Annotated in this window: 18 protein-coding genes; 7 read left to right on the forward strand and 11 right to left on the reverse strand. The window is 41.0% G+C overall.

Features of this window, described 5'->3' with window-relative positions; translation table 11 throughout:
• Positions 1 to 25: 25 nt before the first annotated feature.
• Positions 26 to 2,326: an ATP-dependent helicase gene (locus tag BLR53_RS03845; RefSeq protein ID WP_037442805.1), complete on the reverse strand. Its 2,301-nt coding sequence runs from the start codon at positions 2,324 to 2,326 to the stop codon at positions 26 to 28.
• 333 nt (positions 2,327 to 2,659) lie between these two features.
• On the opposite strand from BLR53_RS03845, the gene BLR53_RS03850 reads away from it, so the two are divergent.
• The 3 genes from BLR53_RS03850 (at position 2,660) to BLR53_RS03860 (ending at position 5,941) form a co-directional block, all read left to right on the forward strand.
• A complete protein-coding gene (locus BLR53_RS03850) occupies positions 2,660 to 4,030 on the forward strand; it encodes a dipeptidase (protein ID WP_074587427.1) in 1,371 nt (456 codons plus the stop codon).
• A 67-nt stretch (positions 4,031 to 4,097) separates the two neighbouring features.
• On the forward strand, positions 4,098 to 5,009 hold the full coding sequence (locus BLR53_RS03855) for a glycoside hydrolase family 25 protein (RefSeq protein WP_051760077.1): 912 nt from the start codon (positions 4,098 to 4,100) through the stop codon (positions 5,007 to 5,009).
• A 431-nt stretch (positions 5,010 to 5,440) separates the two neighbouring features.
• Positions 5,441 to 5,941, forward strand: coding sequence for an FKBP-type peptidyl-prolyl cis-trans isomerase (locus BLR53_RS03860; protein ID WP_037442799.1), 501 nt, complete (start codon positions 5,441 to 5,443; stop codon positions 5,939 to 5,941).
• Between the two features lie 52 nt (positions 5,942 to 5,993).
• Here the strand turns inward: BLR53_RS03860 and BLR53_RS03865 are convergent, their stop codons facing one another.
• The 6 genes from BLR53_RS03865 to BLR53_RS03890 all read right to left on the reverse strand — a co-directional run bounded on the left by BLR53_RS03865 (position 5,994) and on the right by BLR53_RS03890 (position 10,785).
• Positions 5,994 to 6,443 carry a Fur family transcriptional regulator gene (locus BLR53_RS03865; protein WP_037438126.1) on the reverse strand — a complete coding sequence of 150 codons (450 nt, stop codon included), beginning with the start codon at positions 6,441 to 6,443 and terminating at the stop codon, positions 5,994 to 5,996.
• A gap of 1 nt (position 6,444) precedes the next feature.
• On the reverse strand, positions 6,445 to 6,882 hold the full coding sequence (locus BLR53_RS03870) for a hypothetical protein (protein ID WP_037438125.1): 438 nt from the start codon (positions 6,880 to 6,882) through the stop codon (positions 6,445 to 6,447).
• A gap of 14 nt (positions 6,883 to 6,896) precedes the next feature.
• Complete coding sequence (locus BLR53_RS03875; RefSeq protein ID WP_074587431.1) at positions 6,897 to 8,114, reverse strand: ABC transporter permease; 1,218 nt, start codon at positions 8,112 to 8,114, stop codon at positions 6,897 to 6,899.
• Positions 8,114 to 8,749 (reverse strand): ABC transporter ATP-binding protein, encoded by a 636-nt coding sequence (locus BLR53_RS03880; RefSeq protein ID WP_342342059.1) that lies wholly within the window; start codon positions 8,747 to 8,749, stop codon positions 8,114 to 8,116. The genes BLR53_RS03875 and BLR53_RS03880 overlap by 1 nt, the downstream gene beginning before the upstream one ends.
• A gap of 128 nt (positions 8,750 to 8,877) precedes the next feature.
• Positions 8,878 to 9,066, reverse strand: coding sequence for a hypothetical protein (locus tag BLR53_RS03885; protein ID WP_037438123.1), 189 nt, complete (start codon positions 9,064 to 9,066; stop codon positions 8,878 to 8,880).
• 96 nt (positions 9,067 to 9,162) lie between these two features.
• Entirely contained in the window at positions 9,163 to 10,785 is a 1,623-nt protein-coding gene (locus BLR53_RS03890; protein WP_037438122.1) for an ABC-F family ATP-binding cassette domain-containing protein, read from the reverse strand.
• Between the two features lie 200 nt (positions 10,786 to 10,985).
• Here BLR53_RS03890 and BLR53_RS03895 point away from each other — a divergent pair, with 200 nt between their 5' ends.
• Positions 10,986 to 11,564, forward strand: a complete 579-nt coding sequence (locus BLR53_RS03895; RefSeq protein ID WP_037438121.1) for a nitroreductase family protein — start codon at positions 10,986 to 10,988, stop codon at positions 11,562 to 11,564.
• A 5-nt stretch (positions 11,565 to 11,569) separates the two neighbouring features.
• Positions 11,570 to 12,022, forward strand: a complete 453-nt coding sequence (locus BLR53_RS03900; protein ID WP_037438120.1) for a 3-oxoacyl-ACP synthase — start codon at positions 11,570 to 11,572, stop codon at positions 12,020 to 12,022.
• Between the two features lie 64 nt (positions 12,023 to 12,086).
• On the opposite strand, the gene BLR53_RS03905 is transcribed toward BLR53_RS03900, so the two are convergent.
• On the reverse strand, positions 12,087 to 12,962 hold the full coding sequence (locus tag BLR53_RS03905; RefSeq protein ID WP_037438119.1) for a polysaccharide deacetylase family protein: 876 nt from the start codon (positions 12,960 to 12,962) through the stop codon (positions 12,087 to 12,089).
• 151 nt (positions 12,963 to 13,113) lie between these two features.
• On the opposite strand from BLR53_RS03905, the gene BLR53_RS03910 reads away from it, so the two are divergent.
• Positions 13,114 to 15,618 (forward strand): S9 family peptidase, encoded by a 2,505-nt coding sequence (locus tag BLR53_RS03910; RefSeq protein WP_074588441.1) that lies wholly within the window; start codon positions 13,114 to 13,116, stop codon positions 15,616 to 15,618.
• A gap of 82 nt (positions 15,619 to 15,700) precedes the next feature.
• Here BLR53_RS03910 and BLR53_RS03915 read toward each other — a convergent pair whose 3' ends face one another.
• Entirely contained in the window at positions 15,701 to 16,309 is a 609-nt protein-coding gene (locus tag BLR53_RS03915; RefSeq protein WP_037438118.1) for an outer membrane beta-barrel protein, read from the reverse strand.
• A gap of 384 nt (positions 16,310 to 16,693) precedes the next feature.
• Between BLR53_RS03915 and BLR53_RS03920 the strand changes: the two genes are divergently transcribed.
• A complete protein-coding gene (locus BLR53_RS03920) occupies positions 16,694 to 18,160 on the forward strand; it encodes a glycoside hydrolase family 130 protein (protein WP_074587435.1) in 1,467 nt (488 codons plus the stop codon).
• 23 nt (positions 18,161 to 18,183) lie between these two features.
• Here BLR53_RS03920 and BLR53_RS03925 read toward each other — a convergent pair whose 3' ends face one another.
• The gene (locus BLR53_RS03925) at positions 18,184 to 19,194 is read right to left on the reverse strand and encodes a glycosyltransferase family 4 protein (protein WP_074587440.1); all 1,011 of its coding nucleotides are present in this window, start codon (positions 19,192 to 19,194) and stop codon (positions 18,184 to 18,186) included.
• Positions 19,191 to 21,479, reverse strand: a complete 2,289-nt coding sequence (locus tag BLR53_RS03930; protein ID WP_037438115.1) for a glycosyltransferase family 4 protein — start codon at positions 21,477 to 21,479, stop codon at positions 19,191 to 19,193. Before BLR53_RS03930 ends, BLR53_RS03925 begins: the two co-directional genes overlap by 4 nt.
• Between the last annotated feature and the right edge of the window lie 65 nt (positions 21,480 to 21,544).

The following is a 21,544-nucleotide window of genomic DNA, read 5'->3' on the forward strand; positions in this document are numbered from 1 at the left end:
TCGTATTATGGTCTTAAGGTAAGACTTATTTTACAATGCGCAATTTAGCAAATTTTAATAACAATTGCTTGTTTCCCAGACCCTGAAAAAATACAGTTGCCTTTACATCCGGTAAATTGCCCTCCAGATTCACAATTTTACCAAACCCGAATTTCTCGTGCTCAACTTCCATACCATTCTGGAAAGAGGCTGCCGCATCCGGTGTGAAACCAGGAGTGGGGATATGCGCTGTAGGCAATACCGTCGGTTTAGGACGATTCGCAATAGTTGAGCCGGAACTTTGTCCTGCAGGTTTTGGCTTGCTGAAACTATCCCGCTGCTGAGACCAGGATCTTCTTTCCCCGTCAAAACTATCAGAATCTATACTTGTTTTAGGTGCTTTAACCACTTCCAGCTCGAGGTATTTAGCGTTAATTTCACTAATAAAACGGCTCGGCTCGCAATTTGTCAATGTGCCCCAGCGATATCTTGAGGTGGCATAAGTTAATGTGAGTTTCTTTTCGGCGCGCGTGATAGCTACATAGAAAAGACGGCGTTCTTCTTCCAGATCTGTCCTGGAATTCAGTGACATCTGCGAAGGAAAGAGGTTTTCCTCCAGTCCAACGACATATACATTCTTAAATTCCAGACCTTTCGCAGAGTGGATTGTCATGAGAGAAACGGTCTCTTTATCCTTCTCATCTGCCCGGTCGTCATTGGTTAGAAGGGCGATATCCTGCATAAAAATAGCCAGGCTGCGGTCTTCAATATCTTCACGCTCTGCAAATTCTTTGATACCATTCAGTAATTCCTGAATATTCTCGTAGCGACTGCGGCCTTCGACACTTTCATCGATATGTAGTTCTTTAAGAATACCTGAATGTTGTGCTATGTATAAAGCAGTTTCATATGCATCCAGTTTTTTAGACTCAGCTGCAAAACTCTTAATTAACATCGAAAAATCATTCAGCTGATTGGCAATACGGCCGGCAATATATTTTTGCGGATCACAGATTACTTCCCACATGGTAATATCATGTTGGTCGGCTGCCACGATAATTTTATCAACGGTGGTGTCGCCAAGTCCTCTTCGCGGATAGTTGATTACTCTTTTTATGGCTTCTTCATCACTCGGATTGAAAGTTAGACGGAAATAAGCGATTAAATCTTTAATCTCCTTACGCTGATAGAAAGATAGTCCGCCATAGATTTTATAAGGAACATTGAGCTTTCTCAGTGCTTCCTCCATTGCCCTTGATTGCGCATTTGTACGATACAGGATCGCGAAATCGCTATAGCTAAGCCCGTTTGAAGTTCGGTCTTGCATAATGGATTCTGCAACAATCTTGCCTTCTTCGTTATCTGTAAAAGCACGGGAAACTTTAATCCTGTCACCAGATTCATTGTCTGAAAAGACATTTTTCTCCAGTTGGTTCTTATTGTTGGCGATAATGCTATTCGCCACTTCTACTATATTTTGTGTAGAGCGGTAATTCTGCTCCAGTTTATAAACTTTTAAGTCCGGATAATCCTTTTCGAAATTCAGGATATTCTGAATATTGGCACCCCGGAATCCATAGATACTCTGCGCGTCATCACCAACAACACAGATGTTCTGGTATGCCGCTGCCAGTTTTTTAACAATTGTATACTGCGAGAAGTTCGTATCCTGATACTCATCTACCATCAGGTATTTAAACTTCTGCTGATACTTATTCAGCACATCCGGATTATTCTTTAAAAGCACGTTGGTTTTGAACAGTAAGTCGTCAAAGTCCATTGCACCAGCTTTAAAGCAACGTTTGGTATAAGTTTCATAAATAGCACCAAGCATTGGCCTTTTATTAGAAACATCTTCGGCCTGTATTTCAGCACTGTTAATATACTCCACATGACTCACCAGATTGTTTTTGGCAGAAGATATACGGTTATATACAAAGTTGGCATTGTACAATTTATCGTCCAGCTGCATTTCACGGAGAATGGCACGGATCAGACTTTTACTGTCATCAGTATCATAAATTGTGAAGTTAGACGGATACCCTATTTTTTCGGCTTCCACACGCAGAATTTTAGCAAATACCGAGTGAAAAGTACCCATCCATAAGTTTTTTGCTTCCGTACCAACTACTTTCGAAATACGTTCCCGCATGTCTTTTGAAGCCTTATTCGTAAAAGTAAGTACGAGAATATTAAATGCGTCGACTCCTTTTTCGATCAGATGGGCTACACGGTAAGTGATGACCCTGGTCTTTCCCGATCCCGCACCCGCGACAATCATTGCTGGTCCCTGGGTGTTTTCTACTGCTGCACGTTGCTGAGGGTTTAATCCTGCTAAATAATCCAAATCTTTGTTGTTTTGCTTGATGTGCCGCTGTCAATTAAATTTAACAGCAGATGAAATGCAAAAATAATAAAACGTGCTCTCTTATTTTAAGGATAATGGAAAAATAGGTTAAAAACAATTTATGCGCTTAACGTTGCGGGTTCATAGAACCAGACTACTATACGAGGGGCGATTTCCCCGCAGAATAATAAATTATAATCTGGTTGCATTGCATATTACAAATGAAGTCTGCAGCAATTTTTGATGCGGATTAAAATTTGATGCGAACCGGAAAATGTGTCCAGGAAAATCGCGTTTAAACAAATACCATATATTTGCAGAAATTCAATTGTTATGCAAGAGATCAAAAAATATGTAGAAGACAATAAACAACGATTCCTGGATGAATTGTTTGAATTGTTACGTTTTCCGTCAGTCAGTGCTGATCCGAAATACAAAGCTGATGTACTTAAAACAGCCGATTTCGTAGCTGCAAAGTTGCAAGAAGCTGGTGCAGATAAAGTAGAAATCTGTCAGACTGCAGGTTATCCGATTATTTACGGAGAGAAAATAATCGATCCTTCTCTACCTACTGTACTGGTTTACGGGCATTATGATGTACAGCCTGCCGATCCTGTTGAATTATGGGATACTCCGCCGTTCGAACCTACCATTCGCGATGGTAAAATTTATGCGCGTGGTGCATGTGATGACAAAGGACAGTTTTATATGCATGTTAAAGCATTTGAACTGATGATGAAGACCGGTACTCTGGCTTGCAACGTGAAATTCATGATTGAAGGTGAAGAAGAAGTGGGTTCATCTAACCTGGGTGTTTTTGTGAAGGCAAATGCGGAAAGGCTGAAAGCAGATGTGGTTTTAATCTCTGATACCTCGATGATCAGCATGGAAAATCCGTCAATAGAGACTGGTTTACGCGGTCTAGCTTATATGGAAGTAGAAGTAACAGGACCTAACAGAGACCTGCATTCTGGCGTATATGGTGGTGCAGTTGCGAATCCAATTACCATTTTATGTAAAATGATAGCTTCTCTTCATGATGAAAATAACCATATCGTAATTCCAGAATTTTATGACCGTGTCGTAGAATTAACTCCGGCTGAAAAGGAAGCTTTAAATTCTGCTCCTTTTGATCTGGACGAGTATAAAAAAGATCTGAATATTCAGGCAGAATGGGGTGAAAAGGGCTATTCAACATTAGAGCGTACTGGTACAAGACCAACATTGGAGGTGAATGGTATCTGGGGTGGTTATATTGGTGAAGGAGCTAAAACAGTATTGCCTTCTAAAGCGAATGCGAAAATTTCCATGCGTCTGGTACCGCATCAGAATTCTGAAGAGATATCTGCAATTTTCCAGAAACATTTCGAGTCTATAGCGCCGGAGTTTGTGAAAGTAAAGGTAACGGCACATCATGGTGGCGAACCCGTAGTTACGCCAACAGATAGTATAGCTTACCGCGCAGCGGAGAAAGCTATTTTTGATAGTTTCGGTAAGAACCCAATCCCGACAAGAGGAGGTGGAAGTATTCCGATTGTAGCTTTGTTTGAAGACGTATTAGGCATTAAGTCTGTATTGTTAGGCTTCGGTCTGGATAGCGATGCATTACATTCACCAAATGAAAAGTACGATATATTTAACTATTATAAGGGTATTGAGACACTACCTCTGTTCCATAAATATTTCGCGGAACTGAGTAAATAATAGCAGTACCACATTTAATCTTTATAAAAAGGGTGGCCATAAGGCTGCCCTTTTGTATTTTTGCGCTGTGCCACCAGTTCAGAAGAAAACAACAAACCCAGCCCAGCGTCAGGCTTCAGCTAAAAAAGTCTTACAACCCAATAAACCAGCTACACGAAAGCGGAAAGCGCCGGCTAAGAAAAAGAAGCCTGTTCCGCTTGCACTTAAATTTGCTATAGCGGCTTTACTTCTTGTTCTGGCATCACCTTTATATTACGGCTATATTCTGAAAATGTTTATCTCTGCGAAGCAGTGGGTAATGGATATTGGCGAAGACCCAAATTACCGGTCCTACAAAAGTTATGCAATCAGAATACCCAAAGGATATGAAATTCATGGAATTGATGTCTCTTCTTACCAAGGTAAAATAGATTGGAAAATGGTTAGGGCAATGAAGGAGGATAAGGTTAAAGTTGATTTCGCATTTATTAAAGCTACGCAGGGAATATCTGGTGTCGACCCTTATTTTCAGCGGAACTGGAGAGAGGCGCCGAAAGCTGGCGTCGTCTGTGGTGCATATCATTATTTCATTCCAAGGAAGTCAGGTTTATGGCAGGCCAGGTTTTTTCTGCAGACCGTTAAATTCGATACCGGCGATTTGCCTCCGGTAGTAGATGTCGAAGAGTTAAGTGGGGTAGAGCCCGAAAAAATGCGTGCTGAGCTGAAGGATTTTCTGGATCATATTGAGCAGAAGACCAAGGTAAGGCCCATCATTTATTCCGGGCTTGTATTTTACAGGGATTATTTAAAGGGCCATTTTGATGACTATCCACTTTGGATAGCTCATTATTATCAGGCAGAACTCAAAGCTGGAGCGAAAACCAAGTGGTTTTTCTGGCAGCATTCCGATCGCGCTAAAATCAGTGGAATTAACCATGTGGTAGATTTCAATGTGTTTCGCGGAGATAGTCTCAGCTTTCAGCAAATGCTGATCAAGTAATTATATCCTTTTTATTCTGCAGTTGAATGCTTCTGATTTTTCATTTGATTTTTGTGAAGTCTCTTTTGCATTTCTTCGGGGTTGCTATACCGTTGCGATACCCTTGCTATACCGTTGCCATACCCTTGGTATACCCTTTGGGTAAAGGAAGGGTATCCCAAGGGTATGGCAAGGGTATATCAACCAAAGAGAACAAAAGAAGAAAGCCTGGCGTGAGGACACGATTCATTAACTGCGTATAGGAGCATGTTTTTATTGTTGGCTATTGTAAATCAATAGAATATGAAATAAGCGGGAACAATTATATATTTCCGTTGTTAAAACATAGGCGATGAAATAAAACAAAAATATATATTTGCCTGAATAAATCAGATCGGCTGGAGGTAACAAAGGTTGAAGAATCAATAAAATTAAAATAAAACAAGATTCCAATGAGTATTAAACCCAATACAGTAGTTTCATTAACGTATGAACTGCATACGACTAATGAAGAAGGACAACAAGTTTTCGTAGAAAAAGCTGATGAGCAGAATGCATTGGTTTTCTTGTATGGTACTGGTATGATGTTGCCTAAATTTGAAGAGCATTTAGCTGGACTGAATGTTGGTGATGAATACAATTTTGAGCTAACTGCCGCTGATGGATACGGAGAGAAAGATCCTGGTGCATTTGCAGATCTGCCAAAAGACATGTTTAAAGAAGTGGATTTACCTAATGTAGGTGATGTTATTCCTTTACAGGACAATGAAGGTAATCATTTCAGAGCAGGAGTTACTGCAGTAAATGATACAACTATTGCTGTAGATTTAAACCACCCGATGGCAGGTAAAAACCTGATTTTCGGTGGAAAAATCCTTTCTGTACGTGAAGCAACTGAAGAAGAATTAAGCCACGGTCATGCACATGGTGCTGACGGTCATGCTGGACACTAATCCAGAATTGGTATACGTATAAAAAAAGGCTGCAGATATCTGCAGCCTTTTTTTATTGTAGCTCTGTGCCGGATTCTGTCTCCAGCTGAGCACATTTCTCACATATACCGTAAGCAGTTGTGTTAGTCGTGACAGCTTTGAAGCCATGTGGCATTTTTAAATGCGGAGCTTTAACCTCCAGGCAATAGATCTTAAGGCAGCAAGTGCAATTAAAATGCACATGATCATCATGGTGATGATCTTCTGAACAGGCAGCGGAGCAAATGGCGTAATTTGCCGTTCCATTTATATCCATAATCCTGTGCAGGATGCCTTTATCCTGATAAATATTCAGGATTCTGTATAGAGTGACCCTGTCAATTTCCTTTCCTAGTTTCTTTTCCAGTTCAGGTTGCGATATTGCAACGGTGTCCAGTGCTATTTCTTCCAGTACTCTTACTCTTTGTCTGGTATGTTTCAGACCATTTTCTTTCAGTAGTGCTGTGGGGTTAATCTTAGTCATATCAGATAGATTTGGCATTTATTAATGCAACCGGCGGATTATCCATCGCATTGCCTTCAGTTAACCGGAGAGTTCCTTTTACTGTAATAGTGTGGTAGGTAAATTTAATAGGTTCGGCCAGTTCTACCAATACCATAATCGGTACGCCATTCTGACCGCAAAAGAAACACTGATTAATTGGAAGGGTAGACAACATAAACTTAGTCTGTTTCATTCCATCTTTGATAGGAACGAGGTATCCTTCCAACTCAAATGGCTTGTTAGCATACTTTTTAATTTCAGGCGTAAATTTCGCCACCATATGCGTGTCCTTAATAATCTTGAAATCCACCCCGCCGATAATATCCCAGTTCTGAGACATGATCTGATCATTCGGATCATGTTGTGCGTAGGTTTTAAATCCAATAAATAACAGGCAGATCAAAAATAATTTTTTCATGAGGTGTTTATAGGTTAGTTTTTAGCCAGTATTGCAGCGATATCTGCGCGATAAGCTTGCCAGGCAGGGATAATAGCCGCAAATATACCGATAGCCAGACCAGCGGCAAATAAATAAATTTCTTCTTTCAGAAAAACCAGCCCACTAAGCCTTGCCTGGCTGCTTTCCTGTCCTGAGCCAATCAGCTCTACGGCGATATGTCCAAGAAGGATGCCTGCAATTGTGCCGGTAAATGTTAATAGGAGGCCTTCTTCTATAACAATCCTGAACAATTTGATCCTGGAGGCACCCAGTGTCCGCATAATGGCCAGGTCATACTGTCTTTCTTTTAATGAATTATAGAGGTTTACAAAAACGCTAACCGCCGCAATGAGCATGATCAGAAATGCAAACCACTGCAAGGTGTCAATCCCTACGCCAATTAGGGAGAACAGTCTTGTGCTTTCCATGGCAGGGGAGGCCGCCTGTAGCTGGGTAGCCGAATTAACCATTCTTGGGAACATGACAACAGACATTGGCGAACGGTACTGGATAAGTAAAGAGGTAATTTCCCTATTTCCGGCTGGCTCTTCTTCTGCGTGTTCATGTTCATTCTCATCGGCATGATCATGCTGCGGTTCTTCATGCATCTTCCATACACTCGCTATGTTGGTAAGGATCAGATTATCTGTTACATTTCCTTGTTTCTGAAGGATTCCCGTTACTTTATAGGTATGGTGATCATGGACGTGTGTATTTTCCGTTAAGCCATGTGCACCCAGAAAGGTATCTCCGATTTTAAGCTGCTGCTGTTCTGCAACAGAAGCACCAATGGAAACTTCGAAATCTTTTTTCCAGAACTGGCCTGATGCGTTTTTCAACTGGTAAAGTGCGATATAATTACTGTCTGTACCGATAATCCGAAAGCCTTTGTAATTATCGCCCATGGCTAATGGCACAGCTCTTTTGACAAAGGGGCTGCGGGAAAGTCGCTGGGCATCTTCTAAAGGGATATTGCCGGTAGGATTGTCCATATAATAGATACTGCTCAGGATGAGCTGCAAAGGACTTCCTTTAGCACCGACAACCAGGTCGATATCTTTTGAGTTTTGTGTTAATTTATCGCCGATCTGTCTGGAAGCGAGTAATAAAATAGTAAGTATGCCTGTTCCAAATGCAATGAGCAATATATTTAGTCCCGAGGACAGCGGTTTTGATTTTAAGCTTTTCCAGCTGATTTGTAAAGGGCTCATTACAGGGTATAAGTATGTGTAAACGCTTCTTTAATTCGCTGATCATGAGTGGCAATGACCAATGTAGACTGGTTCAGCTCAGTTTGTTCTTTTAACAGGCGGAGAACAGTTCCGGCATTCTGGTCATCGAGACTGGAAGTGGGTTCATCAGCAATCAGTAAGGCTGGCTTATTAATCACAGCCCGGGCTATAGATGCACGTTGTAGCTGTCCCTGGCTGAGGGTAGAAGGGTATTGGTGTGAAGAAGCTGAAATTGCCAGCGATTCAAGTACTTCCTGAATCCTGTTGCGGTTTTCCGGGAGCCCGGCAAAACTCTGGGCCATCAACAGGTTTTCCTGAATGGTCAGGCTTTTGATCAAATGCGGACGCTGAAATACAATCCCGATATGCAATGCCCTGAAACGGTCAAGCTCTCGTGGTTTTAACTGATAGATTTCTGTTTCATTAATCTGTACCTGACCGGTTGACGGGGAAAGGATACCTGTCAGAATATGCAGGAGCGTACTCTTTCCGCTACCCGAATTACCCAGCAGCAACCATTGCTCTCCCTTGCTCACCTGCCAGTCGTCGAAGTTAATCTTCTTATCCTGGTTATAGGCATGTGCCAAAGCTTTAATACTGATCATCTGCTGCATACGGGTATGACCTGTTTTTTAACAGATTCCGGCTAACCCGGAAAAGGCGGTCATACAAATATACTAAATGCAATACATTTGCAAAAACTCAGGATGTAAATACTTTGTTAAATGAAGATTGGAGAGAATTAGTAATTTTCCAGGAATTCTATACCTTTTTGTGTGATCGTAGCAGAGGGATGTGCACTGTCATCATGGAGAATTACATAACCCAGATCGGCCAGTTCCTGATAAGTATCTTCCATTCCTCCAAGGATAGAAGAGCTCACTTGTTGTTCAATTGTTTCTAATAGTGTTTTGATTTCTGCTCTTTCCATGATTATAAGTTTTGATTTTCTATTAAACAAAAAAAGAGCCACATTGTGTGGCTCTTTTAAACAGACGGGATTAATGTCTGTATTCAGAAATCAAATTTATTTATATAAGTCAGCACGCAATTGTGCTACATCATCACTATTGATATAATCATCATAGCTCATCATTTTATCGATTGAGCCATTTGGCGTCAGTTCGATAACGCGGGTAGCAACAGATTCGGTTAGGGCATGGTCACGTGAAGTGAACAGAATAGTGCCTTTAAAATCTTTCATACCGTTATTCAATGCAGTAATCGACTCCAAATCAAGGTGATTCGTTGGCTCATCAAATAGCAGAAGGTTAGCCTGTTTCAGCATCATCTGAGAGAACATACAACGCATTTTCTCACCACCGGATAATACTTTACAGTTTTTTAGTACTTCTTCTCCTGAAAACAGCATTCTGCCTAAGAAACTTCTTACGAATTGTTCATCTTTATCGGTATCTGAATATTCTCTCAGCCAATCTACAAGATTCATATCCTTCCCTTCGAAATAAGAAGAGTTGTCGTTTGGAATATCACCGATATTAATAGTTACACCGTATTTAAATTCACCTGTATAATCGGTATCACGTCCGGTTAGTACGTTATAGAATGCAGTAGTTGCTAAACTGTTCTGAGAAACAACGGCAATTTTATCGCCTTTGTTAACCATAAAGTTCACTCCTTTAAACAGAAATTCACCATTCACAGATTTGGACAGGTTTTCTACCTGCAGGATCTGATCTCCAGCCTCTCTGGCCAGGTTATTAAACATAATTGCCGGATACTTACGGCTGGATGGTTTAATTTCCGTTAAATCAATTTTATCAAGGGCTTTCTTTCTGGAGGTTGCCTGTTTGGATTTAGAGGCATTCGCACTGAAACGCTGAATAAATTCCTGTAATTCCTTTACTTTCTCTTCCAGTTTTTTGTTCTGGTCACTTCTTTGTTTCAACGCCAGCTGACTGGACTCATACCAGAAAGTATAGTTACCGGAATAAGTATTCATTTTGCTGAAATCGATATCTACGATATGTGTACATACCGCATCCAGAAAGTGCCTGTCGTGAGATACAACCAGTACTATATTCTGATAGTCTGCCAGGAAGTTTTCCAGCCAGGCAATAGTCTCAATGTCCAGGTCATTCGTTGGCTCATCCAGTAAAAGAATATCAGGATTACCAAAAAGGGCCTGCGCTAACAAAACGCGGACTTTTTGCTTTCCGTCCAGTTCTTTCAGTTCTTTATAATGGAATTCTTCTTTAATCCCCAGATTGCTTAACATGGTCGCTGCATTGCTTTCCATGTTCCAGCCATCCATTTCTGCAAATCTGTTTTCCAGTTCTCCTGCACGTTCGCCGTCTTTATCTGAAAAATCTTCCTTCAGATAGATAGCGTCTTTCTCCTTCATGATGTCATAAAGCTCTTTATGACCGATCATAACCGTTTCTAAGACAGAAAAATCATCAAACTCATGATGATTCTGTTTTAAAACCGCCATACGCTCTCCAGGGGTAAAAGCGACGCTACCAGTGGTTTGGTTCACTTCTCCGGAAAGGATCTTCAGAAAGGTGGATTTACCCGCACCATTTGCCCCGATTACGCCATAACAGTTGCCATGAGTAAATTTAAGGTTAACATCTTCAAATAAGGTGCGTTTTCCATAACGCAGGGATAAATTAGAAACTGAAATCATATTGCACAAAAATAAGCCGCAAAGGTAATGAATATTTCATAATATGCCCGAATGCCTTCAGAATCATTAGATCATACGTAATTGTTCAATTTGTTTTTTTAATCTTGTAATTCTCAGATCGGCCTTTCGTCTGATTTAGATAGATTTTCCTTATCTGAGCCTAAACGGAAGATCCGTTCAAAATTTGAAACTGATTTAAAATGGAAAAAGAGATAGATATACTTGAATCAATTATTAAACGCCGCCGTAGTATTTTTCCGGTTTCCTATACTGCTGAAGAAATACCTGATGAGCAGATCAGAAGAGTATTGGAAAGTGCAAATTATGCACCTACTCATAAGCTAACTCAACCCTGGAGATTTGTCGTCTGCCGCAAAGAGGCTAAAACCAGACTGGGAAATGAGCTGGCACGTTTATATAAAGAAGAAACTCCGGCAGATCATTTTCTGCAGAAAAAATATGATAGTATAATCAGCAAGGCAGCGCAGTCAAGTTGTATTATCCTGCTTAATGTGCAGTTACATCCGGAGCTGATCCCTGAATGGGAGGAACTTGCGGCATTGGCCTGCGCTGTGCAAAATATGGCACTAACAGCCGAAGCCCTGCGGATCGGGGCATACTGGAGTTCTCCGGGAATGATTGAAAGCCTGCCCGCAGTATTTAACCTGCCGGAGGGCCAGAAGTGTTACGGACTTTTTTATATGGGATATCATCAGGATGTCCCGCGGGACGCTAAGCGTACCGCAATTGAGCACAAAATTACCTGGTTAGAGGACTAAAGAAGATGGAAGATTTGAAAATAGCATTATACCAGGCCTGCCTGGACTTTATACACCAAAGGATCCAAACTGCTGAAACTGCACTGGAGCAGGCGAGAGAAGCGAGTAATGACGATACCAAGAGTAGCGCGGGAGACAAATTCGAAACAACCCGTGAAATGATGCAACAAGATATCTCCAGAAATAAACGCCTGCTGGCAGATGCACAGCAGAATTTACAGATGCTGGAATCACTGCAAGATGTACCGGTGAGTCTGCAGGTTAAAAATGGAAGCCTGGTTCACACAGATAATGGTGTTTTTTATATCAGTATAAGTGCTGGTCAGATTAAGCTGGACAGTATTCAGGCTTTTGCAATTTCGGCAGTATCGCCTATCGGGCAACTTTTACTGGGGAAGAAAGAAGGGGAAAGCTTTAGCTTCAACCAGAATCATTACCTGATTGAAAAGATCAGCTAAGTATTCCGGGTACTATATAAAGATGAATTATAAAAAAGGCGGCCATTAATGGCCGCCTTTTTTATTAAAAGCTATTTTTAATACTGTTGCTCAATGTTTTTGGAGTCCAGTAACCGCTTGCTATAATTCTGCGGATGGTAAATAAAGGATCGTTCTCATCTCTCTTTGTGGAAAGTATAAAGGCAGATTTAAAACCTCGTTTTTTGAGTTCCGGGATAGCCTCCGGATTCCACAGACCAAAAGGATAAGCGAAATGATGAATGTCTTTTCCTGTAATATCTTCCAGGGTTTTAGTTGGTTTGTCTATTTGGGTTTCCCAGTCTTTACCCTGATATTTCTTAACATTTTGATGGTCCCAGGTATGGGAGCCTATTGTGTGTCCCTGGTCTGAAAGAGTTTTGATCTGCTCTCTGTTCATGTAATTTGGTCTGCCAATGGAAACAGTCATGATGAAGAAAACTCCCTTAAAACCATATTTTTTCATGGTTGGTTCAGCAATTGTAAACTGATCCAGGTCTGTATCATCAAAAGTAAGCATGATCGGTTTTTCAGGAAGAGGGGCGCCTTCATTCAGATAGGCATACAACTCATCTGGCTGAATCGTATGATAACCGCTGTCTGCCAGCATTTTCATCTGGGCTTTAAAAGTTTCTATTGGAATGATATAGTCTTTGGCCGATTTCGAATCTTTCGGTCTCCAGTCGCGAATCTGGTGATAACATAAAACAGGTACTTGCTTGCGTGCGAGGATAGTTTTAGCATCGGCAACTTTTATATTGGCCGTATTGACAGGAGTTTGCGGTTGATCTGCATTTGTGGTTGTCGTTTCTACGGTAGCGGAGGTGCTGTCAGTAAGTGTGTTTTTCTCTTGTGATTTGGACTGGCAACCTGCGCCGAATAATAAGGCAGCAGCAGTCAGACTAAGCAATTGTTGTTTCATATAGGTGAATAGTAAGATTGCTGCAAAACTAGGAATTCGAGGTTCATAACCCAAATATTACCTCTCAAATGATTAATCCATTTTTAAAATGGATAATTTAGGATTTTTAATATCCGCAGCCCCTCGGGCTGGTATAAATTCTATTGACTACATGAAACATAATTACCTGTTCCTGTTGTTTTTAGCAGGCTTAGGTGGTCAGAGTATTGCTCAGACCAAGACCTACACTCTGACAGAAACTATCAGCGAATCACCGAAAGCCAACTATCAGCTGGCATCTAGATTTTCCCCTGAAAAATTAAAAAAAATCGTTTACTCTACTTCTGTTGATCCGCACTGGTTAAAAAGTAAACGTTTCTGGTATGTTTATGAAACTCCTGCCGGAAAAGATTGGTTTATCGTCGACCCGGGTGCAAAGTCTAAGAAGAAATTGTTTGACCCGGTTAGTCTCGCAGCCGAAATAACTACGATTATCCGTGATCCTTTTGACGGGCAGCATTTGCCAATTGAAAACTTAACCTTCTCTAAGGATGAAAAATTCATCCGGTTTGAAGTGAAAAGCTCTGTTGATGAATTGAAAAAGGATCGTAAAGATTTAAAGGATGCCGATTCGATGCAGAAGAAAACCTATTTCTTTCAGTATGAACTGCAGAATTCAAAACTGAAAGTTCTGGAAGATTTTGAAAAGCCTAAAAAAAGACCGGACTGGGCTTCAATTGCACCAGATTCTTCGGCCGTTATTTTCACACGTAACTATAATCTCTTCTGGATGGATAAGGTGAATTACCTGAAGGCCGTTAAAAATGAAGAAGATAGTACCGTAGTTGAACATCAACTAACAAAAGATGGCCTTAAATATTATCCTTATGGCCGAAATGGAGATGGAGAAAATAATGAAGAACAGGAAAAAAATGATAAAAAGAGACGGGCTAGTTCTGTACTCTGGTCACCGGATTCACGGTATTTTGTATTAACGCGCGCCGATACAAGGAAAGTTAAAGACCTGTGGGTAATTAATAATATTTCGAAAGGCCGACCGACACTGGAAACCTATAAATATCAGATGCCCGGCGAAAAAGATGGTCCGCTGGAAGAAGTTTACTTATTTGATTTCAAGAATAAAACGGGCAAAAAATTAGCCGTTAATTCTTTTAAAGATCAGAGTTTGAGTGTTTGGAATACACCTGTGCTTAATACTGACAGGGACAATGAGTTTAAACCTGCCGTCTGGCTGGGAGACAACAATAAATTCTATTTGTCCAGAACAAGCCGTGATTTGAAAAGGGTGGACATCTGTGTTGTCGATCCAGCGACAGGTGCAGTTAAGTCTCTAATTGAGGAACGTTTTAACACTTATGTAGAAGTTAACCGCCCGGCAATAATTAAAGGAACCAATGAAATTATTCACTGGTCTGAGCGCGACGGCTGGGGGCATTTCTATCTGTACGACCAGAATGGTAAGCTGAAAAATCAGATTACAAAGGGACCGTTCCACACCGAAGAAATTATTAAAGTAGATTCCAAAAGCCGTGTCCTGTATTTTACCGCCAATGGTAAAGAGGCAGGTGAGGATCCTTATTACCTGCATTTTTACAGAATTAATTTTGATGGTTCCGGTCTGAAATTGCTAAACAGTGGTAATTTCGATCATACAGTAAGTATGCAGGACGACGGACCTTATTTTGTAAACAACTTTTCCAGGGTAAATACGGCTCCGGCTGCGACAATAATGGATCAGCAGGGCGGCCTGGTAATGAAGCTGGAAACTACCGATCTTTCTTTACTGATGGCAACGGGTTATAAATTTCCGGAGACTTTTAAGGTCAAAGCCGATGACGGGATTACTGATTTGTATGGTGTATTATATAAGCCATTCGATTTCGATCCTAAGAAGAAATACCCAATCATAGAGTATGTATACCCCGGTCCGCAGACTGAGGCTGTGAACAAGGCGTTCAGTAAGAGCATGGACAGGACGGAAAGGCTGGCACAGTTTGGTTATATCGTAATAACTGTCGGGAACCGTGGTGGTCATCCCGCGCGTTCTAAATGGTATCATACCTACGGATACGGTAATTTGAGAGATTATGGTCTGGCCGATAAAAAGGTAGCTGTTGAGCAACTGGCTGACAGGTTCAGTTTTATTGATATCTCCAGAGTCGGTATTACCGGGCATTCCGGCGGTGGATTTATGTCTACGGCGGCAATGCTGGTTTATCCCGACTTCTTTAAAGCAGCAGTATCTAATGCAGGTAACCATGATAACAGTATTTACAACAGATGGTGGAGTGAGAAACATCATGGTGTAAAAGAAATAATATCGGCCAAAGGCGATACGACTTTCCAGTACAGTATTGATAAAAACCCGGATCTGGTTAAACAATTGAAAGGACATCTGTTACTAATGACTGGAGATGTAGACAATAATGTCCATCCGGCTAATACCATTCGTGTAGCAAATGCATTGATGAAGGCTGGTAAACGTTTTGAATTCGCTATTATCCCCGGCCAGCGACATAGTTTTGGTACAATGACAGAATACGCTTTCTGGAAACTGGCAGATCATTTCAACAGGTATTTGCTCGGAGACTTTACGACACCTGCACAGGTAGATATCCTGGAAATGGATCGTGAGGTAGAGAAGAATGGTAAGTAATCTACGAATCTTCTAAACAGAAAAGGCCCCGCAATTTGCGGGGCCTTTTCTGTTTTATTCTGTTGTGTATAATTTCTACATATTATAAGTAGAACTGAACACCTAATTTAGGAGCGAAAAAGTTTGCACCTACACTGAAGTTTTTAGAACCACCTACTTTGTCACCGTCAGCATTTTCTAAACGGTTATCATTGTAGCTGATACCTCTAACTGAAAACTCAATACCAATTTTTTTGCTTGGGAAGAATGCAAAACCTGGAGATAAAGCTACACCAACTTGGTTGTTGTTACCAGTTTTAACCATGTTGTTACCTTCAGCATCACCAACTTTAGTGTTACCAAATGTCATTGGAACTGATAATTGACCGAAGAATTTAAATTCATCAGAGATACCTTTATAAGCACGTGCAAATGGGCTAACCTCAAATGCGTTATTTTTAACAGAAGCTGTAGTGCTATAAATCTTAGCGTAAGAGTAACCAATGCCTGTACCTACTGCGAAGTTATCAGAAACAAAATAACCAACTGAAGGAATAACTGCGAAATTGAAATCAGTTTTCTTAGCACCACTTGTTTTATTAGTGTTTAATTCAACGTTACCGCCGATCATAAATTTACCTTGTTCTGTTTGTGCTTGTGTAGTGAAAGCTAAAGCGGAAACCGCTACGAGTGATAATAATAATTTTTTCATTTTATTGTGTTTTTAATTTAACCTTAGCCAGAGGGTTAGTTTTTTAGTTTCTGACTATGTTTGTCATATAGTCAAGCTTGGTGCCAAACAATTATTTAGCTAGTGTGCAGGAAATGAGGTTTTTTGTAAACCGCTATCAGATAGGGAGATAATAAAAATTAGAAATTCCTTTATTATTTTGTTATGACATTCACAGAAAAATAACAATTTGTTAATTTTCTGTTCATACAGACACTTTGACTTTGATTAGTACGATTGTCAGTTTTTTTACGTTCTTGTCATGAAGATGTGACAGGAAAAGAAACATTTTATCTTGCTTTTCTGTGAACTAAAAAAAACTTAAATTCAGGAAATCATTCCGGCTACCTTAGGTGTTAATTAATTATGAGACTATTTATAGAACGCAAACCCGTTAAAGTTTATCCAGACCCAAAACGGGTTATCGCGAGATTTTTCTTTAACGGAGATGATCGTGCAAAAGATGTTATCCGGAAAGTTCTGGAACTATCACCCAAAGATGTTTTTGGACTGATATCACCAATTCTTCAGGAATACTCCAAAAGGCATCGCAATATCACCAAGATCCTGACCAGGCACTGTAAAAAAATAAAGCATGTAATGGACGATATCGAGATTGACTATGAAAGTCTCAGCAAAAATCAGCGTCTACTACTTGGATCGTATTTTACACATGAATATTCTATAGAATCGGCTGCTTTCTTTAATCCTTCTGTGGTCGAAGATCCGGATCAGTCGGAATTGGTAGAAGGGGAGAAGAGATTAATTATAAGTTTTAGGGCTGTAGGGGAAGGACATATTTCCTCCGTTGTATTTAGGCGTGCAATGGTAGATAAAAATGGAAATATAACAGTTAATCCTGCCGGTAATTATATTGATGAGGCGGAGATTATCAGAAATGCGGTGTATAGTAAAAAGCTATTTTTTAAGAAGGCGGCAGATGCTAGTATCGATTTAAGTATTTTGGACGAAATAGGTAATCAGCTGGAAGAAAAGTTTGACTATGCATTGTTGCGCAGAATTATTCACTCTTCTAAAAATCTGACAGAAGATGATCTGAAGAAGCTGGAATATGATAAAGTGCTTTGGTTATCGGACACTTATCATGAAATTAGTTTCTCCCGCGACACGGATATTTCAGACCGGGTTATTTTCCCCATTTCAGAATTTGAGCGGAAAGGGATTGAAGATGCCCGTTTTGTACGTTTTATTAAGGAAGATGGTTCCGTTATTTATTATGCAACCTATACCGCATTTGACGGCGCAATGATTCTGCCTAAATTGCTGCAAACTACAGATTTTTACGATTTTAAAATAAGCCCGTTACATGGGGCCGGAGCACAGAATAAAAATCTCGCTCTGTTCCCACGTAAAATTAACGGTAAATATGTGATGATGTCCAGAATTGACGGTTGTAATAACTACCTGATGTATTCTGATAAAATAAATGTCTGGGATAATCCTGTTAAATTGCAGGAGCCTAGATTTCCATGGGAGCTGATCCAGATCGGGAATTGTGGCTCACCAATCGAAACTGAGGCTGGCTGGCTGGTTATTACACATGGTGTGGGGCCAATGCGCAGATACTGTCTGGGCGCTGTGCTGCTGGACCTTGAAGACCCCTCAATTGAAATAGGGCGTCTGGATGAACCTCTGGTTATTCCAAATCAGGACGAGCGGGAAGGATATGTACCCAATGTGCTATACTCCTGCGGATCTATTATTCATAACGGAGAGCTGATTATCCCTTATGGTCTTTCTGACTACTGCTCTTCTTTTGCGACGGTAAAAATAGATTTGCTATTGGCTAAATTATTAGAAACGGGCCCTTAGGTTTCCGTTTCTAATAAGTATGTTTAAGATATAATCTGATGGTAGAGGCTTATATAGTCTGCTACCATTTTTTCTTTAGAGAATTGCGCAGCTGACCATTCCCGGCACAATGCCCTGCTGAGTGAGGGGACTGTGCTAACAGATTCTGCTGCCTCTTCTATATTATTCACCAGAAATCCCGTCTCGCCATCTTTGATGAGCTCTGGCATCGATCCGCGGTTAAACGCGATCACCGGGGTTCCACATAACATGGACTCTGCAACGCTCAGCCCAAATGGTTCATCAAAGCTTATAGGGTGTAGTAATGCAATTGCATTTCCCATTAATTCATTGCGCTTATCCGGGCCGGCAGAACCGGCATAAATGATCTGATCGCTAAGCTGCGGTTCTATTTTGTCAGTGAAATATTGCTGATCCTGTATAATACCTGCAATAATTAATTTCTGTTTACTTTTCTTAGCGATAGCAATGGCTTCTTCAGTTCCTTTATGCGGATGGATTCTACCGAAAAATAAAAGGTAAGCCTCTCCTTCGGGTTTATCCTGAAACCTTAGCGCAGCGGTGTCTATCCCGTTATATACGGTTGCCAGGTAGTTGAGGTCCGGATGCCGGTTTGACTCGCTAATGGATACATAATAATTTTTTGCATTGTATTTTTTATACACTGGAATAATCTTCTCTGAAGAGAAGCCGTGGATGGTGGTGACTACCGGTGTATCAATTAACCCGGTATAGCTCAGCGGTAGAAAGTCAAAGTGATTGTGAATAAGGTCAAAATCGGCAGCTGATTCCATCAGCTGCGCGATATGTAAGCACTCTATGACTTTGGCATCCTGATTACGGTCTTCTTCGTAACCTTGCTCAGTAATACTTCTTAGTTTTGCATTGGTCTGAGAACTTCCCGTAGCGAAAAGTGTTACCTCATGACCAGCCTCCACCAATCCTTCAGTAAGGTTTGAGGCCATCTGTTCCCAGGGGCCATAATGTAAAGGCGGCGTACGCCATGCGACAGTGGACAGAACGGCTATCTTCATTTCAGGAGCTCCTCTTTAATGGAAGCTTCTGTTTTATCGCTGAATTCATATTCCTGCTCCAGTGCTTTCAAAACAGTCAGGTGAGAAATCCAGTAGGCCAGCGTGCTTTCTGCACCCTGATTCCGGTTAACACCATAGGTTTGCAGCCCGTCACCACAACCCTTAGTTTCGTAGTCATACAGCGGCAGTCTCAAGCTGTTTTCGCCCAGGAACCATTGATAACTAAGGTCCATCTGACGAATATACTTCAGATCGTGTGTAATTTCATAGGCTTTAAAGTACATCAGTACCATAGCCATAGTTTCTATTGCCTGCTGATCATAGACGGCCATTTCCTGGTTCTGATACAACCATCCATCATTTCCTACAGGATTCAGATACCCTTTGTTCAAGGTTTTGCTGGTCAGATAATCCATACTTTCCAATGCTATGGCAAGTGATTCTTCATCATGGCTGATCTCATAATGAGAAAGTAGAGCCAATGGTAAGATCGCATTGTCATAAGTCAGCTGGCCTTCGTACCAGTGCCAATCATCTGTCCTGTTTTCTTTGTATGCTTTTTTAAGTGGAATGGCGAGCTTATTAAATTCTTCTTTAATAAATTCATCATGTGGATGGGCTTTCAGGAAACTGCTTAATCCGATCATTGTATTACCCAGCCCACGCAGATGTTTCAATTTTCCAAAATGAGGAATCGATCGCGCAAATAATTCTTTAGCGAATTCCCGGTACGAATTATTTGGTGCATTACTGCATAAGTACCCAAGCGCCCAGATTGTCCTGCCAAATGAATCTTCGGATCCAATCTCATCCAGATATTCTCTGCGGAAGCTCAGGAAGTTCCTGAAGTTTCCGTCATCGCACTGCATATATTGAATATAACTCAAATAAACGGGTAAGAGTTCTAGCGCAGCCTTACTCTTATTCTGCTGCCAGGCCATAATAACCATAATCAACGCTCTTGCATTATCGTCCAGGCAGTAGCCTTCTTTAAGATTGGGAATTCCGTATTTAGCATGCTGTACAATCCCGGTATCGTCGGTTAGACGCTGAACATGAGCCATGCTAAAAGCCGGCATCATATCAATATCAATAACCGGGCGCACTTCTTTCTTCCTTTGTATTGCAGCTGCGATAGATTTTCTCAGCGTATTAATAAATACACCACCAGTTTTCGGCCAACGTAGTTTTAAACCGTAATTATACGCATTGCTTTTAAGTGTCTTTAATTCTTCAGGATTATCCAGCAGGTCGTTAACAATGACAGCGAGATTTTGTGAATCTTTAAAGTCAAATAACCTTCCACGGTTGTCTGCCAGCAGTTCCTGAGCATGCCAGTACGGCGTTGATATCACAGCAGCCCCAGCTCCGATCGCATAGGATAGTGTACCGCTGGTAATCTGAGCTTCGTTCAGATAAGGCGTGATATACATGTCTGCCGCGGTTAGGTAGCCATATAATTCTTCTTCGGAGACAAATTTATTAACGAAGATGAGGTGATCTTCCACATCCAGTTTTTTAGCCAAACGTTTCAGACTGTCTCTGTATTCCTCTCCGGAATTACGAATAACACCCGGGTGAGTTGTCCCAAGTATGACATATACGACATCTGGGTGTTTGGCAACAATAGCCGGCAATGCTTCGATCACCGTTTCCAGCCCTTTATTTCTGCTGATCAGCCCGAATGTAAATAGTACAGTTTTGTTTTTAAAAGGGAGGGAGGCTTTGACGGGGTTATCTGCTCTGGGTTCCAGATCAGGAACACCATGTTCAATCAGTTGTATCTTCTCTTCAGGAATACCGTAAATCGTAGTGAGAAACTCAACTGCCCTGTTGCTCATAACAACGATCTTAGCAGAGTATTTGGCAATTTCCCTGATAATGGTCAACTGCATATAGGTAGGATCCTTCAGAATCGTATGTAGAATCGTTACTAGCGGTACCTGCAATCTGGCAATGAGCGGTAAGATATATACGCCGCTTTCTCCACCGTAAATGCCAAACTCATGCTCCAGTATACAGGAATCTGTAAAGCTGGTATTAATGTAGTCTGCAGCACGGATATAATCATTCTGATTTTCTTGCTGGATACTGAACTGCACCTCAGGCGGATACTCATATGGATTAACCTGTTCTGTGTCAGTTTCAGAGTCCGTCATTGCAACTACGAAGCTTTCTGCGGATACGGATGCTTTATCTGTTCCGATCGCATGCAGTAAATTCTGATTAAAAGTAGCAATACCGCATTCCCGCGGTGGATAAGTAGAGATATAGGCTATTTTCATTGATTAAACGAAATGTGTTAGTTTCTAGCTGTACAAGTAAAAAAGCCGGCAATTGTTTTAGAAAA

Origin of the sequence: Pedobacter antarcticus, from assembly GCF_900103515.1 — a bacterium.
GTDB lineage: Bacteria > Bacteroidota > Bacteroidia > Sphingobacteriales > Sphingobacteriaceae > Pedobacter > Pedobacter antarcticus.

Coding starts and splice junctions, on each gene's coding strand:
- BLR53_RS03905 (WP_037438119.1), bottom strand. CDS start 12,962: ATGAAACAACAATTGCTTAGTCTGACTGCTGCTGCCTTATTATTCGGC.
- BLR53_RS03875 (WP_074587431.1), bottom strand. CDS start 8,114: ATGAGCCCTTTACAAATCAGCTGGAAAAGCTTAAAATCAAAACCGCTG.
- BLR53_RS03930 (WP_037438115.1), bottom strand. CDS start 21,479: ATGAAAATAGCCTATATCTCTACTTATCCACCGCGGGAATGCGGTATT.
- BLR53_RS03860 (WP_037442799.1), top strand. CDS start 5,441: ATGAGTATTAAACCCAATACAGTAGTTTCATTAACGTATGAACTGCAT.
- BLR53_RS03920 (WP_074587435.1), top strand. CDS start 16,694: ATGAGACTATTTATAGAACGCAAACCCGTTAAAGTTTATCCAGACCCA.
- BLR53_RS03915 (WP_037438118.1), bottom strand. CDS start 16,309: ATGAAAAAATTATTATTATCACTCGTAGCGGTTTCCGCTTTAGCTTTC.
- BLR53_RS03870 (WP_037438125.1), bottom strand. CDS start 6,882: ATGAAAAAATTATTTTTGATCTGCCTGTTATTTATTGGATTTAAAACC.
- BLR53_RS03925 (WP_074587440.1), bottom strand. CDS start 19,194: ATGAAGATAGCCGTTCTGTCCACTGTCGCATGGCGTACGCCGCCTTTA.
- BLR53_RS03880 (WP_342342059.1), bottom strand. CDS start 8,749: ATGCAGCAGATGATCAGTATTAAAGCTTTGGCACATGCCTATAACCAG.
- BLR53_RS03885 (WP_037438123.1), bottom strand. CDS start 9,066: ATGGAAAGAGCAGAAATCAAAACACTATTAGAAACAATTGAACAACAA.
- BLR53_RS03850 (WP_074587427.1), top strand. CDS start 2,660: ATGCAAGAGATCAAAAAATATGTAGAAGACAATAAACAACGATTCCTG.
- BLR53_RS03890 (WP_037438122.1), bottom strand. CDS start 10,785: ATGATTTCAGTTTCTAATTTATCCCTGCGTTATGGAAAACGCACCTTA.
- BLR53_RS03865 (WP_037438126.1), bottom strand. CDS start 6,443: ATGACTAAGATTAACCCCACAGCACTACTGAAAGAAAATGGTCTGAAA.
- BLR53_RS03895 (WP_037438121.1), top strand. CDS start 10,986: ATGGAAAAAGAGATAGATATACTTGAATCAATTATTAAACGCCGCCGT.
- BLR53_RS03910 (WP_074588441.1), top strand. CDS start 13,114: ATGAAACATAATTACCTGTTCCTGTTGTTTTTAGCAGGCTTAGGTGGT.
- BLR53_RS03900 (WP_037438120.1), top strand. CDS start 11,570: ATGGAAGATTTGAAAATAGCATTATACCAGGCCTGCCTGGACTTTATA.